Here is a 15309-nt window from a genome sequence, read left to right on the forward strand (position 1 = left end):
TTTCCCTGATCTGCCCGCGCCATCACAGCACCGTTTCGAAGGGATGGCCACTATAGGCCATGGCCCTCTCCGCCGCACGCGCGCCATGCGTATAGGCTTCCTCGAAGATGGAGACGCCGCTCATGTCGGAATGGGCGGTGAAGACCGGCGGGCGCTGCTGCAGGCCGGCCCGCCGCTGAGTGCCCCAGATGAAGCCCGGCACAGGCCGGATCATGGCATGGCCCCAGACCCAGACATCAACCCGCTCGACATGACCTTCGAGCTCGGGATGCACGGCGAGGAGCTCTTTCAGGAAGATCGCCTGCCAGTCCGCCAGGGGACGGGCGAGCGCCTCGCGGCGGGCATCCTCGGGCGGCAGATGGCTGATCGGCCAGTAATAGGTCAGCACCGTCCGCGTCGGGCGCATCTGCGTGATCTGATGGGTGGCGACGACATAGCCAAGCAAGGAACTGTCGAACACGACATTGTCCCAGCTCAGATTGGCGCCGGTGCCGCCGGGCAGCCGGTCGAGCGTGATATTGGCGACTGCCCAGGGGGCATAGGAGAAACCGGCGGCAAGGCTCGGATCCCGGAGCAACCGTGCCGTGACGAAATGCGGCGTCGCCAGGATGGCCGCCTTGGCCTCGATGCGGAAAGCCTTGTCGGCGGCCGCGTCCCAGACGTCGACGGTAACGCCATCACCCTTCGCCTCGACGGCATAAGCGAGCGATCGTGTCCGGATGCGGGGGCCGAGCGCGTCGGCAAGACGGCGCGCCAGATAGCCATTGCCCTCGGGCCAGGTGACCAGGCCCTGGTCCTCGGCATCGGCGCCGCGGCCGTTGCGGGCGGCGAAATAATGGATGCCGGCCCAGGCCGAGACGTCGCGCGAGCGCGTGCCGTAATCGTCGCGGCAGCAATAATCGACATACCAGGCCAATGACGGCGAGCGATAGCCCTCCCGCTCCATCCAGGCCGTCATGGTGAGGCCGTCGAGTGCCATCAGATCGTCGTCCTGGGAGCTCAGGTCGAGTGGAATGGCGAAGGCGCGCCGGCCGTCGCTGCCGATGCGCTGGCGAAACGCCTTCATCGCCGCAAAGAAGCGCTTGCCGTCGGCCTCCTCGTCGGCGTCGAGGCCGATGGAAGGCATCAGGCCCTCCTGCCAGCGCCCATAGCGATAGAGCCGCTCCGAGGGATCGGCGCAGAGGGCATATTCGTCATAGATGGCCGTGCCCTTGGCGTCGTAGCCGGTGATGACGCCGAAATCCTGGAACAGCGCCCTGACAGCCCTGGCCTCCTCGGTGAGCAGCGGCACGTAGTGGGCGCCCCAGGGAAAGGCACAAACCTCGTTGCGGCCGCTGGAAGCATTGCCGCCGGGAGAAGCCTCCAGATCGAGCAGAAGGAAATCGTCATAGCCGGCCTTGGCAAGGCGATAGCCGGCGCCGAGGCCCGCTATGCCGCCGCCCACGATGAGGATGTCGGTTTTCAGGATCTCCCCTGGTATCGGGAAGCTGCCGGTCCGCAACCTGTGACCGATGCGGGAAGACGCACCCACCAGTTCCCCGGGCACGGAACCACCCTCGCCGCTTCCAGTCATCCCCTTGCCCGCCAGCAATTCCCCGCCGACCAGCCCGGCGCCGGCCAGGCCGAGCGAGGCCGCCCCCAAGGCGAGGAATTGCTTGCGGCTGATCCGGGTCATGGTGAAGGCCGCCCTGAAAACGTCATTACGAGCGCAGCGAAGCGATCCAATCCGTTGGGCGGGGCAGAGCTGGATTGCTTCGCTGCGCTCGCAATGACGGCCGGCAGGGTCGAAGCTGAATATCTAATAAATGAGGTAATTGCCCCACTCCTCGTCGAAATAGCGCACCAGCGGCTGGTCATCGAGGCGCTGGATGGCGGTCTGGACATGGGCCATGTCGGGCGGGAACTGGAACATCGCCTTCATGGTGGTCACATCGAGGAAACGAAGCCCCTCGGGCAAGCGCTCCGGCGGACGATAGGGTGAGAAGGAGCCGATGATGAAGCCCCATTCCCCGAAGGACGGCACGAAGAGGTGATAGGCTGCTGTCTGGAAGCCGGCCGCTGCCAGCGTGTTGTTGACGCACCAGAAGGACTTGCGTGCGACCAGAGGCGAGGTGCTCTGGATCACCACCAGACCGTCCTGGTTCACCGCCGATTTCAAGAGGCGGTAGAAGGTGAGCGAATAGAGCTTGCCGATCGAGAAATTGGACGGATCGGGCAGGTCGATGATCACGGCGTCGAAGCGCATCTCGGCCGTCTTCTGTTCTCGCAGCCAGAGGAAGGCGTCGGCGTTGATCAGGGTCAGCTTGGGCGAGGACAGCGAGCCGCCATTGAGGCCCGTCATCATCTCGTTGTGCGAGAACAGGCGCGTCACGGCCGGATCGAGATCCACCATGGTAACGGCCTCGACCGCCGGATATCTCAGCACCTCCCGCAGCGCCAGCCCGTCGCCGCCGCCGATGATCAGCACCTTGCGCGGCGCCTTGAGGGCGCTCATCACCGGATGCACCAGCGCCTCGTGGTAGCGATATTCGTCGAGCGAGGAGAATTGCAGGTTCGAATTGAGGAAGAGGCGGATGTCGCGCTGCTGGCGGGTCACCACGATGCGCTGATAGGGCGTGGACTCGGCATAGATCACCGTGCCCGGATAGGCGCTCGCCTCGGCAATCGACTGGATGCGCTCGGACCAGGCGAAGCCGGCACCGAGCAGGGCCAGCACGGCGAAGGCGGCGGCCTTGTGCGCACCGCGCCGAAGGATGGGGGCCTTGATGGCATAGAGCACCCAGATCGCCACCAGCGTGTTGAGGATGCCGAACAGGAAGGCCGAGCGGATCAGGCCGAGATAGGGCACCAGCACCAGCGGGAACAACAGGGAAGCGAAGAGCGCGCCGATATAGTCGAAGGTGAAGACCTTGGAGACCAGGTCCTTGAAGGCGAGCCGCCCTTCCAGGATGCGCAGCAGCAGCGGGATCTCGATGCCGACCAGGATGCCGATTACCCCGACCAGCGAATAGAGCCAGAGCCGGAAGGAGGCGACATGGTCGAACAGGATGAAGAGGGCCGCCGCCGAACTGCCGCCGACCGCCCCGACCAGCAGTTCGATGCGGACGAAATGGCCGAGGAGATCGCGCTCGAGATAGCGTGAAAGCCAGGAGCCCACGCCCATGGCGAAGAGATAGGTGCCGATGATGGTGGAGAACTGCGTGACGGAATCGCCAAGGAGATAGCTCGCCAGCGTGCCGGCGATCAGTTCGTAGATCAGCCCGCAGGTCGCGATCACGAAGGCGGAGAAAAGCAGCAGGATTTCCACGAACGCGCTTTCGAATTACTGTTGTGGTGGGATTACCACCCAAACCTCACGTCATTGCGAGCGCAGCGAAGCAATCCAGGGGCCCTGGAATGGGACCGGCTGGATTGCTTCGCTGCGCTCGCAATGACTGAAAGGCCAAAGCATGACAGTCCTGCCTGACACGCCGTCAGCCATGGATCGCCGAGGCGATGATGATGGCGATGCCGAGCGCCACAGCACCCAGAAAGATCGCCATCGCGGTGTTGCGCTTCTCGCATAATTCCTTCCACACCTGCACCTTCGGCGTCAGCAGGTCGAGCAGCCAGAAGGCGATGACGAAAACGAGGAGGCCGATGCCGGAATAGACCAGCGAGGCCACCACATATTTCAGTTCGATCAGGCCCGAGACATCCATGAAAGCCCCCTATTTGTGATATGAATAGCCGCCGCCGGAGCTTCTGCCGCCGCCGAACCAGCCGAAGGAGCCACCATCGTCGCTGCTCCTGATGCCGCGGCTGGTGGTCTGCTTGGCGTGCCACATATTGGCCAGCGAATAGCCGCCGAAATTGCCGAGAGCCATGCCGAACACGACCGCCCCGGCGAAGATCATCTGAATCCTGCTCACGTGTCCTCGCTGCTGGAACTGCTGCTGGAATCGTCGCTCGATGAGGAACCACCGCTGTCGTCGTCATCGTCGCTGCTCGACGACCACCAATTGTCGGTCCCGGAATCGGAGTTGCTACTGCTGCTGCCGGCGGCAGCAACGAAACCGCCCGCCGCCAGGTTGCCGGACACCGATGGCGCTTCCTCGTCGATGCCGCCCTGCTCCCAGCGCGACTGCTCGAAGCGCCGGTCGCGGAAGAAGCCGAAGCCGGCGCCGAGAGCCAGGAGGCCGACGGCACCGAGATAGTTAGACCAGATCGGCACGTCGTGCCGGACCGTGACGGTGAATTTCTCCGAAGGCAGCGGATTGGCGGGCGCAGGAGCAATGGCGGGCTGCGAGGAGGGGAAACTGCCGCCCTGGCCATTGTTGCGCAACCAGGTCTGCAGGTAATCCTCGCGCGCCACCATCGGCACGGTCTCCGCCGCCTTGGTGAACAGGCCGGCATTGGTGTCGATCAGCAATTTGTAGGTGCCCGCCGGCACCGGCGACAGCAATTCGCTGGTGCGCTCGGTAACCCGCCCGCTGCGGTAATTCTCCAGCCCCTGGGAGGCATGGTAGCTGCGATTTGTCTCGACATTGACCAGGGCGACGTCGAGTTCCAGCCAATCGTCCTTGAGCTCGGCGCTGGTCTCGAACTCGACATTGCCGCGGCCATCCAGGCGGAACGGCTCGGAGGCGAAAGTCTTGCCCTTGTCGGCGGACGTCAGGGTGAAGGTCTGCGAGGCAACCTGGCGTCCGGGCGAGAGGGCGAGCGAGCCGAATTGCAGCAGCGTCGCCAGGCCGAGCGCGGCGAGGGGCACCCTCAGCCAGCGTTTGTGCGGATTGGGCTGGTTGACGCCGGGCCCATGGCGTTCGTCCGCCAGCGGCAGCTTGAAGGCCTGCGCCACCAGGCTGGGTTCGAGATAGACACCTTCGGAGACGATGATTTCCTCGGCATTGCTCTCGACCATCAGCCGGTGGGGCGAAGCGATATAGTCCGCCGTCTCGGTGACATCCGCCGTGGAAGCCCGCCAATAGAATTCGCCGGCGACATATTTGGTAAGCGCCTGCCCCTTGCTGAAAAAGGCATAGCGCCGCCCCTCGACCGTGAGGTCGATGGTGCTGCCGGCCGCCGGCACGTCGCGGGTGAGCATTCTCACCAGGGTCCAGTGACCGGCCTCCCGGACCAGGAAGCGATAGCCTCGATAGGGATTGTAGAGGAGATATTCGATCCACTCGTAATATCCCGTCCGGTCGCTCCGGCGCATATAGCCGACGACCTCCCATTCGACGTCCTGCAGCCGCCCGCGGGCGCCGATCGGAATCTCCGAGGGTTCCAGCGCAGCCTGCGCCTTCTGGATGATGCGCAGATTCTCGTCGGCGACGTCGATCAGCGAGGAGCACTGGCTGCAGGTGGCGCTGATCGACTGGCCGACGGCGCGCAGGGTCACCGACCCGCCGCAATTGGGGCAGGCAAAAGTTCGCGGTCGCCCGGGCGGTCGCTGCGCGGATAGAGGTGGTGCCGGCGGCGTGAGAGGCTCGTCCATCACCAGCCCTCCAGCGGCCTGAGATTGGAGAAGCGCAAGGCATCCCATTCCAGATAGCGGCCGAAATAGGCATTGACCTCTTCGCCATCATGTTCGAGCGTGGCGAATTCGCCCTCGGCGCCGACGCAATCGATCGACACGGTGCGCCTGCCTTTGGGGGCCGCAAAGGGCAATTCGCCCTCCGACCCCAGGCAGGTCGCCAGCTTGATGTCGACAGCCCTGAGCTGAACGCCATTCATCGCCACGGAGAAGCCCGGCCCAATGCCGGCGGTGCCCGTCTCGCTCCCCTCCAGCAGCGGCCGGCAGCGCTCCAAGGCTTCGCGCACGCCCCCCCAGGTCGCCTCCTCCGCCTCGAAGCTGACCGAGAAGAACCCTTGTGCCTCACCGATCCAGCCTTCCCGGCCGTCATCCAACAGCATGTGCCATTCGTTCCACAGCCCGTCGCTCCAGCCGATCTTCAGGCGTCCGATGATGGTGAAGGACTGGCCGTCGAACACGCCGCCGGTGCCGAGCTGAAGGGGACTCATGTCGTCGGGGAGCGCCGCCATCACGCCGAGCGACGTCACGTCCACATCGGTACGCACCACCATGGACTGGCAATAGGCACAGACGGCATAGACCGACTGCGCCGACCGGAACACGACATCCGCTCCGCAGGAAGGGCAGGCGAATTTACGCATTGGGCCTCGTATGGATCACGGGATTGACCGGCTTCCTGCGCCGAGGGACGGTTCCAAGATAAGGGCTCTGTCATCCCCGGCGAGGCCGGAGGCCGAGGGAAGGGGATCCAGGGGCCCATCGATGTTTTTCATTACCCCTGGATCCCCTTCCCCTCGCCCTCTCTCGCTGCGCTCGCGAGTAGCTCGGCCGGGGATGACACGCTCTTCGATTGATTTCCCGGCGAGCGGGGTCACTTGATCCGCGACAGCAATTCGGCCTTCTTGGCATCGAATTCCTGCTGGGTCAGGATGCCCTTGGCCAGCAGCCCGCCGAGCTTTTCGAGGAGCTGGATCGGGTCCTCGGCCGGCTGCACGGGCGCGGCCGGCGCCGCGGGGACCTGGGCCGGCGCCGCATTGGCAAAGCCCTGCGCCATGGCCTGGCCGATCGCCATGCCGGCGCCGAGCCCTGCCCCTGCCCCGGCAAGGCCGCCCGGATTCTCGGCGGCGAGCGGAATGGATTCGGCCGTCTGGAACTGGGCGTAGCGATTGAGATCGCCCAGCATGTTCATGGAACTGGCCTTGTCGAGGATGCGCTGGAGTTCCTCGGGCAGCGACAGGCTCTGGACGTAGAAGCTCTTGACGTCGATGCCGTAGTCCCGAAGCGCCGGACGGATGGCTTCCGCCAGCTTCTGCGAGAAGGCCTCCTGATTGGCGGCCATGTCGATGAAGGCGACATTGCTCTGGCCGAGCGTCGAGGCAATGGCGGTGAGCACGGCACCGCGGAGCTGTCCCTCGATCATCTCGGAAGTGCAGCGCTCGGCCGTACCGACCAGGCGCGACCAGAACGCGCCGACATCGCCGATCGCATAGGAATAATTGCCGAAGGCGCGAATGCGGATCGGGCCATATTCCTTGTCGCGGATGGTGAGGGGCTGGGTGGTGCCCCATTTGCGGTCGATCTGGTCCTTGGTGTCGAAGAAATAGACGTCCGACTTGAAGGGCGATTCGAAGAACTTGTCCCAGTTCTTCAGATAGGTCAGCACCGGCAGGGTCTGGGTGGTGAGCGTATAGGTGCCGGGGCCGAAGATGTCGGCGATCTTGCCTTCGTTGAAGAAGGCCGCCTTCTGCGTCTCGCGCACCACGAGCTGGGCGCCGTTCTGGATTTCCATGCCGGACATCGGGAAGCGGTAGGCCAACAGGCCCGGCTCCTCGGCCGTCCACTGGATGACATCGATAAATTGCTTGGAGATGAAGTCCAGAATGCCCATGCCCGTATGCTCCATACCGACGGATCGCAAGCCGCAGACAGCCTACTCTACCTAGCACGCGTGGCAATGGGAAAGGGTAACCCAAGAGACAGCATCATCTGCATCAGTATAGGGCCGCAGAACCGGCCTTCTTGGAGAACGGCGAAACCCTTCCACGCCTTTTCCGGGAGAATATGACAATCAGTGACGGATCAAGGGCATCGTTGCGATCGATATCGTCTTTTCGTGTGCTGCCGGCCATGCTGGCGAAATGTCGCCCCCCGCAACGGGAGAAGATGCCGTGATCCCGAACACTGCTGCCCGCGGATGGAACCGACGGCCCTGCCCAACGTGACATTAACGCACCAATTGGTTACTTAGTTTGGGAAACCGTCGCGGCATTGTTTGCACCCATTCCAAAAACGTGAAAAAAGCACGATCACTCCAAGCTCTTTCAAACCACCGGAGACTACTCGATGACCGACAGTGCCGATCTCGGCCCCCGCGAGGCGATGGAATATGATGTCGTCGTGGTCGGCGCCGGACCTGCCGGTCTGGCGGCCGCGATCCATCTCAAGCAGCTCAATCCCGAAACCAGCGTGGTGGTGGTGGAGAAGGGCTCGGAGGTCGGCGCCCATATCCTCTCCGGCGCGGTGATCGATCCGATCGGCCTCGACAAGCTGCTGCCGGAATGGCGCGAGGCGGACGATCGCCCACTGGTGACCGAGGTCACCGAGGACCAGTTCTATTATCTCGGCCCGTCCGGCGCCCTGCGCCTGCCCAATTTCGGCATGCCCAAGCTGATGTCGAACCACGGCAATTTCGTCGGCTCGCTCGGCAATGTCTGCCGCTGGCTGGCGACCCAGGCCGAAGCCCTCGGCGTCGAGATCTATCCCGGCTTTGCCGCCGCTGAAGTGCTCTATGACGACAAGGGCGCGGTGAAGGGCATTGCCACCGGCGACATGGGCATCGGCCGCGACGGCCAGCCCAAATCCGGCTTCACCCGCGGCATGGAACTCCACGGCAAATACACCCTCTTCGCCGAGGGTGCCCGCGGCAGCCTGACCAAGACGCTGATCGCCAAGTTCAATCTCGCCGACGGCCGCGAGCCCCAGAAATACGGCATCGGCATCAAGGAGCTCTGGCAGATCGATCCGGCCAAGCATGTGCCGGGCCGGGTGCAGCATTCCTTCGGCTGGCCGCTGGATTCGAAGACGGGCGGCGGCTCCTTCCTCTATCACCTTGAAAACAACCAAGTGGTGGTGGGTTTCGTCATCCACCTCAACTACACCAATCCCTATCTCTCGCCCTTCGACGAGTTCCAGCGCTTCAAGCACCATCCGCTGATCGCGCCGACCTTCGAGGGCGGCAAGCGCATCGCCTATGGCGCGCGCGCCATCACCGAGGGCGGCTACCAGTCGGTGCCCAAGCTCTCCTTCCCCGGCGGCGCCCTGATCGGCTGCGCGGCCGGCTTCGTCAACGTGCCGCGCATCAAGGGCAGCCACAATGCCGTGCTGTCGGGCATGCTGGCGGCCGAACACCTCTCCAAGGCGCTGGCCGAGGGCCGTTCGCATGACGAGCCAGCCTCCTACGAGGCCGCCTGGCGCTCCAGCGAGATCGGCCGCGACCTCTACAAGGTGCGCAACGTCAAGCCGCTATGGTCAAAGCTCGGCACCTTCGCCGGCGTGGTGCTCGGCGGCATCGACATGCATCTCAACGAAAAGCTCGGCTTCTCCCTGTTCGGCACGCTCAAGCATGGCAAGCCCGACTATGCGACCCTGAAGCCGATCGCCGAATGCAAACCGATCGACTATCCCAAGCCGGACGGCAAGCTGTCCTTCGACAAGCTCTCCTCCGTCTTCCTGTCCTCGACCAATCACGAGGAAGACCAGCCGATCCATCTTACATTGAAGGACCCCAAGGTTCCGATCGAGAAGAACCTGCCGGTCTATGGCGAGCCGGCCCGGCTCTATTGCCCGGCGGGCGTCTATGAGGTGGTCTATGGCGACGAAGCGGCCAGGAAGGATCCGCGCTTCGTGATCAACGCGCAGAATTGCGTGCACTGCAAGACCTGCGACATCAAGGATCCGGCCCAGAACATCAACTGGGTGACGCCGGAGGGCGGCGGCGGCCCGAACTATCCGAACATGTAAGCGGAGCGCGTGCGGGTGAAGGCGCTTCTTTACGCCGGCCTCGGGGTCATCCTCCTCGGCGCCGGCCTCTATCTGCAGTTCGGCACGCCCGGGGTTTCCCCGGCCGACCGGCTGCGCTGCGAGCAGGCCATCGAGAAGATCTATGGCGGCAGCGACGAGGCCAAATACACGCTCCTGCCCAAATGCAACGAGCCGGGCATGGTCGCCATGATGGATGCGAGGACCGGGGGCGTCGGTGCCGAGCAGGCGGCGCAGGCGATCGCGGCGGCCAATCGCACCGATCTCGTCGGCATCCTCATCAATTGCGCGCTGATCGGCGCCGGCATCGGTGCCCTGGGTGCGGCGGCGGCAGCCTCCCGGCAGTCGAAAAGGCGGAGCGAGGCCTGACTCCAAGGCAGTGCGGCTTGCCCCGTCTCAGGCATAAATCGCCTTCACGCCACCCTTCTCCAGCAGGTTGCGGGCACGAGGCGTCTCTTCGGTGACCAGCGTATCGATCGACGACAGCGTAGCGAAATGGTGCGCCGCCACGGTGCCGAATTTATCCGGGGTCGCCACCGCGACGACCTCGGCAGCCGCCTTGATCATGGCCGCCTTGATCGCAGCCTCGTCATAGCCGGCAGTGGTCAACCCGAACTCCTCGTGGATGCCGTGCACGCCGATGAAGCACAGATCGGCATTGATGGCGTGAAGCTGGTCGAGCACGCGCGCGCCCAGCACCATCTGGCTGCGCTTGTCGAAGATGCCGCCGAGCAGAATGACCTCCAGATGCGGATGCTCGGTCGTTGCGCTCGCAATCAGCGGACTGTTGGTGACGATGGTCGCCCGGAGATCGCGGGGCAACTGCCTGGCCACTTCGAGATTGGTGGTGCCCCCGTCGATGACGACCACCTGATCCGGCAGCACGAGCCCGGCCGCCGCCCGGGCTAGGCGCGCCTTCAGGCCTGCTGCGATCTTGTAGCGCCCCTGGAAGGGCAATCCGCCCGGCGAGACCGGCAGGGCGGCGCCATGGACGCGCTTGATCAGGCCTTCGGCCGCCATGTCCCGGAAATCGCGCCGGATGGTGTCCTCGGAAACCTCGAAATGGGCCGAGACCTCCTGGGTCGAGAGCCGGCCCTTGGCCTCCAGCTCCGACAGGACGAAAGCGCGCCGTTCATCAGGCGTGGATTCGATGGGCACGATGATTCCTCGATTGCACGTTTACGCCGATATCGATAGATACATGCATCTCCTATCACAACACCTGCCGACGGATCCAGCATGAAAGAGCTCCTGTTAAAGGGCAACGTCATCCTCGAAGACGCCATTCACGAAGACGCCGTGATCCGCTGCACGGACGGCCGGATCGACGCGATCGAGCCCTATGCTTCCACGCATGAAGGCAAGGGATTGCTCGATTTCACCGGCCGCTATTTGTCGCCGGGTTTCGTCGACATTCACGTGCATGGCGGTGCCGGCGCCGACTATATGGATGGCACCATCGATGCCGTGCGACGGACCAATGTCGCCCATGCCAGGCACGGCACGACCTCGATCTTTCCGACCACCACGACGGGTTCCTTTGCTCAGCTCGATGCGATGGTGAAAGCGTGCGAAAATGTGCAGGCATCCTGGACGCCCGCGGACGGCGCCCGCATCGCCGGCATCCATTTCTACGGCCCGTATTTCGCGGAGGACAAGGTCGGCATCCACGCGCCGGAGGGCCGGCGCGACCCGGTGCGGGAGGAATATGAATATTTCCTCGGCCGGAAGATCATCAAGATCGCGACCTGCGCCTCCGAACTGCCCGGCGCCCTCGATTTCTTCGGCCATGCCCGCGAACGAGGCTGCTTCGTCACCTGCGGCCATTCCAATGCCTGCTGGAGCGAGTTGGAGGCGGCCTTCGCGCATGGCATGCGCCACGTCGACCATTTCTGGTGCGCCATGAGTTCGGTCACTTCCCTGCGCAAGCGCTTCGGCACGCCCATGCAGGCCGGGATGGAGCAATATGTCCTCGCCAACCCGGCGATGAGCACCGAGGTGATCGCCGACGGCGTCCACCTTTCCGACGACCTGCTGCGCTTCGCCTTCCGCCTGATCGGGCCCCGGCGCTGCTGCCTCGTCACCGATGCCAACCGCGCCATGGACATGCCGCCCGGCCAATATCGCTTCGGCTCACAGGCGGACGGCAGCTGGGTCTGGAGCGACGGCCATTCCGTCCGGGGCGCGGACGGCAGCCTGGCGAGCTCGATGCATGGCATGGACCGGATGGTGAAGACCATGGCGAAGGCCATCGGCCAGGACCTGCCCGCCATCATCCGCATGGCCTCGCTGACGCCGGCCGAGCTTACCGGCATCGCCGGCGAGGTCGGCAGCCTAGCGCCGGGCAAGCGGGCCGACATCGTGGTTCTCGATGGAAATTTAGAGGTCGAACGCGTCTTCATCGATGGCGAGCCCCTGTCCGTCACCGCTGCGGGGACCGATCAGGCAGCCTGAGCGCCCACCGCCCTCGCCTGCCAGAAGGCCGCGCGCGGGGTCAGGGCGAGGACGATGCCGATGACGGCTGGTTCTGCACGCCGGTGAAGATGAAATCCTCGGGCGGCAGCGAGCCGTAGACGAAGGGCTCCTGCCGGTTTGCGGTTCGTGACATCACGTCGCTGGTCACGAAGCGGAATACCTTGTTGATCTCCAGCCCTGGTTCCACCACCCGTCTGGCGAAGGCTTCGGCAAAGGCGCTGTGCCGGCTGTCGCCATCCTCGGCCACCGTGCCCTCCTTGGCCGAATAGACCACCAGCGTCGCTCCCGAAGGCTCGACCCGCGAGAGGCCGCGCCCGACCGAGCGGGTTGCGGCCGTCATCGTCATCTGCGCGGCAAAGGGGTTGTTGCGGCAGGCATCCAGCAGCACCAGCTTCAGGCGGCGCGCGCCGCTCAACGCCGACAGGACTCGCTGCAGGCTGACGGTTTCGTCGGGGACATCGCGATCGGACTGCAGCCTTGCATCGACGGGGATGAGATAATTCTGCCCCGTCAGCTCCATGCCATGGCCGGCATAATAGAGGATGGCCCAGTCGGCCGTATCGGCCTTGGCAGAGAAAGCCCTGAGGGCATCGACCATGCCGGCACGCCCGAGATCGTAGGCGACCGTGACGTCCTGCACGCCAGCCGTTCGCAGAGCCGCGGCGACGAGGTCAGCGTCACGCCTGGGATTGGGCAGTTGCGACACGGCCTGATAGCGCGAATTGCCGATGACCAGCGCGACCCGCCGCGATCCGTCGGCCGTAGCCTTCTGGGCGGCGGCCGGCAGGTTCTTCTTGCCGGCCTCGGCCTGCTGCACTGCCTTCGAGGCCCGGAAGAGCGTCACATAACGCTGGACATTGGGCAGGTTCGGATTGATCGAGAAGGCCATTTCCATGTCGGACAGGCCGGCTTCCCTCTCCTCGAGGCGCCAATGGGCCAGTCCGCGATTGAGATAGGCCTCGGCATAGTCGCGCCGTGTCGCGATTGCCGTGTCGCAATCCGCCAGCGCCTCCCGCAATGCGCCCTTGGCCAGATAGAGCGCGCAGCGGCCCGAATGGAACTCGGCCATGCCGGGATTCAGGGCGATCGCCTTGCTGACATCCGCGATGGCCTCGTCGATCTCGCCCTGGGCGTAATGCAGGTTGGCACGGTTGTTATAGGCGTTGAAATTGCCGGCATCGGCCGCGATCGCCCTGTCGAAATCGGCCATGGCGAGGTCGTAGCGCTTGAGGTTGACATAGGAATTGGCGCGATTGCTGTAGATCAGCGAGACCCCCTGCTTCAGCGAGATTGCCCTGGTATAGTCGGCGACGGCCTTGTCATGGCGGCCGAGCCGCTGCTGCAGATTGCCGCGATTGGCAAAAGCGGGGCCCATACGCGGATCGAGATCGACGGCGCGCGAATAATCGGCGACGGCGTTTTCGATATCGTCCTGCTCCGAACGGGAATTGGCACGATAGAAATAGACCTCCGCCGATCCCGGCTTGATGGCGATGGCCTTGTCATAATCGTCGATCGCCGCATTGTGGTCGCCGAGTTCGGCAGAGCTGAGGCCACGAAAGACATAGGCCAGATAGCTCTTGTCGTTATGTCGGATCGACGCGCTGAGATCGTTGATCGCAAGGCCATATTGCTTCTGCCGGTAATAAGCGCGCCCGCGCTGCAGGTAGGCGGTAGCCTGGCTGCCAGGCGTCACCGAGATGCGGTTGATGGCGGCAGTACAGGCAGGAATGGCGACGGCCGGATCATCCGAGGCGCAGCCGCCCTTGGGAGCCGCGGCTGCCTGGCCGGCCAGCCACAGGAGCATTGCCGCAGCCACGATCATCAGGCGATATGCGTTCATGATCCCGCTCCCCGGCGCCCCGGCTCGATCCTGCCGACGGCACGGCGACGGCAAAGCCGCCCGCCTCCCCTCGTCCCTATCGCGCCGAACATGGCCGTCAATCGAGCGCAGGTCGACAGCTTTCTTCGCTTGGAGCGACGCCCGGCTCTTTCATCAACGCCCGGAACGGATCAGCCGCACCGCGCATGCGACGGCAAGCGCGATCAGCACCAGCGTGAAGCCGACCACGGCCTGCCATCCCCCGACGCTCCAGAACCAGCCGCCCGTCGAGCCCACGATGCTGGCGCCGAGATAATAGGCGAGCATGTAGAGCGAGGCGGCGTGGCCCTTGCTGGCACCGCCCAGCCGGCCGACCCAACCGCTCGCCACCGCATGGCAGGCGAACTGGCCCGCCGTCAGCACCGCAATGCCGGCAATGATGCCGGTGAGGCTCGAGGAGAGCGTGAGGCCGATGCCAACCGCCATGGTCAGGAGGCCGGCGATCAGCACCGGCGCCCGCCCCAGCCGGTCGGCTGCCATGCCGCCGAGCGAGGAAGAGACGGTGCCGAACAGATAGACGGTGAAGATCAGGCCGGTCTGCGTCGGGCTGAGGTCGAAGGGCGGCGCCATCAGCCGGAAGCCAGCGTAATTGTAGACGGTCACGAAGCTGCCGAAGCCGCAAAAGGCAACGGCGAACAAAAGCGGCTTTGCCAGCACGGCACCGGGCCTCTCCCGGCCGACATGCGAAGCCCACGCCCTGAGGTGATAGCGAAGATCGAAACCCTTGCGCGGCGTGAAATGCCGCGAGGGCGGCAGGAGCAGGACGAAGCCGAGCGCCAGGACGAGGCCGCCGAGACCGACGATCGCCAAGGCGAGCCGCCAGGTCAGGAATTCAGCAAGGATGCCGGTCAGCACCCGGCCCGCCATGCCGCCAAGCGCGGTGCCCGCAATATAGAGCCCCATGGCAAAACCCAGGCCATTGGGCTCGATCTCCTCGGCCAGGTAGGCGATGGCGATGGCCGGTACCCCGCCAATGGCCAGCCCTTCGACGGCACGCAAAGCCAGGATGGCATGCCATCCCGGCGTGACCGCCACGGCAAGATTGAGGAGGCTGGCAAGGCCGATGGAGGCGAACATCAGTTCGCGCCGGCCGAATCGCTCCGAAACGGCGGCGGCCGCAAAGATGGCAAAGGCGAGCGCGCCGGTGGTCAGGGAGAGCGCCAGCGAACTCTGGGCCGCGCCGACATGGAATTCCTCGGCCAGCAGCGGCAGCAGGGGCTGAACGCAATAGATCAGCGAGAAAGTGCCGAAACCGGCGAGGAAGAGAGCGAGGCTGATCTTGCGGTAGGCAGCCGACCCGCGAGCGACATGGGGCACGGGGGGCGCATAGGCGGCGGGAGCGGACATGACCAAGGGGTCGTATCCCAGCGTCAGCTTGTCAAGCACCGATCCCGGGCCA

General features: G+C 64.6%; 13 protein-coding genes. 3 read left to right on the forward strand and 10 right to left on the reverse strand.

Annotated features, from left to right (window positions below; genetic code table 11):
* Window positions 1-22: 22 nt before the first annotated feature.
* From BA190_RS11140 to BA190_RS11170, 7 genes are all read right to left on the reverse strand, one after another.
* Window positions 23-1675 (reverse strand): FAD-dependent oxidoreductase, encoded by a 1653-nt coding sequence (locus BA190_RS11140; protein WP_068286280.1) that lies wholly within the window; start codon window positions 1673-1675, stop codon window positions 23-25.
* Between the two features lie 123 nt (window positions 1676-1798).
* A complete protein-coding gene (locus BA190_RS11145) occupies window positions 1799-3307 on the reverse strand; it encodes a polyamine aminopropyltransferase (protein ID WP_068286283.1) in 1509 nt (502 codons plus the stop codon).
* 166 nt (window positions 3308-3473) lie between these two features.
* Window positions 3474-3701, reverse strand: coding sequence for a DUF350 domain-containing protein (locus tag BA190_RS11150; RefSeq protein WP_156771483.1), 228 nt, complete (start codon window positions 3699-3701; stop codon window positions 3474-3476).
* A 9-nt stretch (window positions 3702-3710) separates the two neighbouring features.
* Window positions 3711-3911 carry a hypothetical protein gene (locus tag BA190_RS11155; protein WP_156771484.1) on the reverse strand — a complete coding sequence of 67 codons (201 nt, stop codon included), beginning with the start codon at window positions 3909-3911 and terminating at the stop codon, window positions 3711-3713.
* Window positions 3908-5476 (reverse strand): DUF4178 domain-containing protein, encoded by a 1569-nt coding sequence (locus BA190_RS11160; protein ID WP_162275088.1) that lies wholly within the window; start codon window positions 5474-5476, stop codon window positions 3908-3910. The genes BA190_RS11155 and BA190_RS11160 overlap by 4 nt, the downstream gene beginning before the upstream one ends.
* A complete protein-coding gene (locus BA190_RS11165) occupies window positions 5476-6156 on the reverse strand; it encodes a DUF4178 domain-containing protein (RefSeq protein ID WP_068286291.1) in 681 nt (226 codons plus the stop codon). The genes BA190_RS11160 and BA190_RS11165 overlap by 1 nt, the downstream gene beginning before the upstream one ends.
* Before the next feature lie 230 nt (window positions 6157-6386).
* On the reverse strand, window positions 6387-7403 hold the full coding sequence (locus tag BA190_RS11170; protein WP_068286294.1) for an SPFH domain-containing protein: 1017 nt from the start codon (window positions 7401-7403) through the stop codon (window positions 6387-6389).
* A 455-nt stretch (window positions 7404-7858) separates the two neighbouring features.
* Between BA190_RS11170 and BA190_RS11175 the strand changes: the two genes are divergently transcribed.
* Window positions 7859-9535, forward strand: a complete 1677-nt coding sequence (locus BA190_RS11175; protein ID WP_068286297.1) for an electron transfer flavoprotein-ubiquinone oxidoreductase — start codon at window positions 7859-7861, stop codon at window positions 9533-9535.
* 15 nt (window positions 9536-9550) lie between these two features.
* Entirely contained in the window at window positions 9551-9922 is a 372-nt protein-coding gene (locus BA190_RS11180) for a hypothetical protein (protein ID WP_068286299.1), read from the forward strand.
* Window positions 9923-9949: 27 nt separating this feature from the next.
* Here BA190_RS11180 and BA190_RS11185 read toward each other — a convergent pair whose 3' ends face one another.
* Entirely contained in the window at window positions 9950-10711 is a 762-nt protein-coding gene (locus tag BA190_RS11185) for a DeoR/GlpR family DNA-binding transcription regulator (protein ID WP_082979653.1), read from the reverse strand.
* A gap of 81 nt (window positions 10712-10792) precedes the next feature.
* Here BA190_RS11185 and BA190_RS11190 point away from each other — a divergent pair, with 81 nt between their 5' ends.
* Window positions 10793-12007 carry an N-acetylglucosamine-6-phosphate deacetylase gene (locus tag BA190_RS11190; protein WP_068286303.1) on the forward strand — a complete coding sequence of 405 codons (1215 nt, stop codon included), beginning with the start codon at window positions 10793-10795 and terminating at the stop codon, window positions 12005-12007.
* 40 nt (window positions 12008-12047) lie between these two features.
* Here BA190_RS11190 and BA190_RS11195 read toward each other — a convergent pair whose 3' ends face one another.
* Together BA190_RS11195 and BA190_RS11200 are read right to left on the reverse strand one after the other, a co-directional pair.
* Window positions 12048-13871 (reverse strand): tetratricopeptide repeat protein, encoded by a 1824-nt coding sequence (locus BA190_RS11195; RefSeq protein ID WP_068286306.1) that lies wholly within the window; start codon window positions 13869-13871, stop codon window positions 12048-12050.
* Window positions 13872-14024: 153 nt separating this feature from the next.
* Complete coding sequence (locus tag BA190_RS11200; protein ID WP_068286468.1) at window positions 14025-15257, reverse strand: MFS transporter; 1233 nt, start codon at window positions 15255-15257, stop codon at window positions 14025-14027.
* Window positions 15258-15309 lie beyond the last annotated feature (52 nt).

The sequence above is a fragment of the Labrys sp. WJW genome (genome assembly GCF_001676615.1).
GTDB lineage: Bacteria > Pseudomonadota > Alphaproteobacteria > Rhizobiales > Labraceae > Labrys > Labrys sedimenti.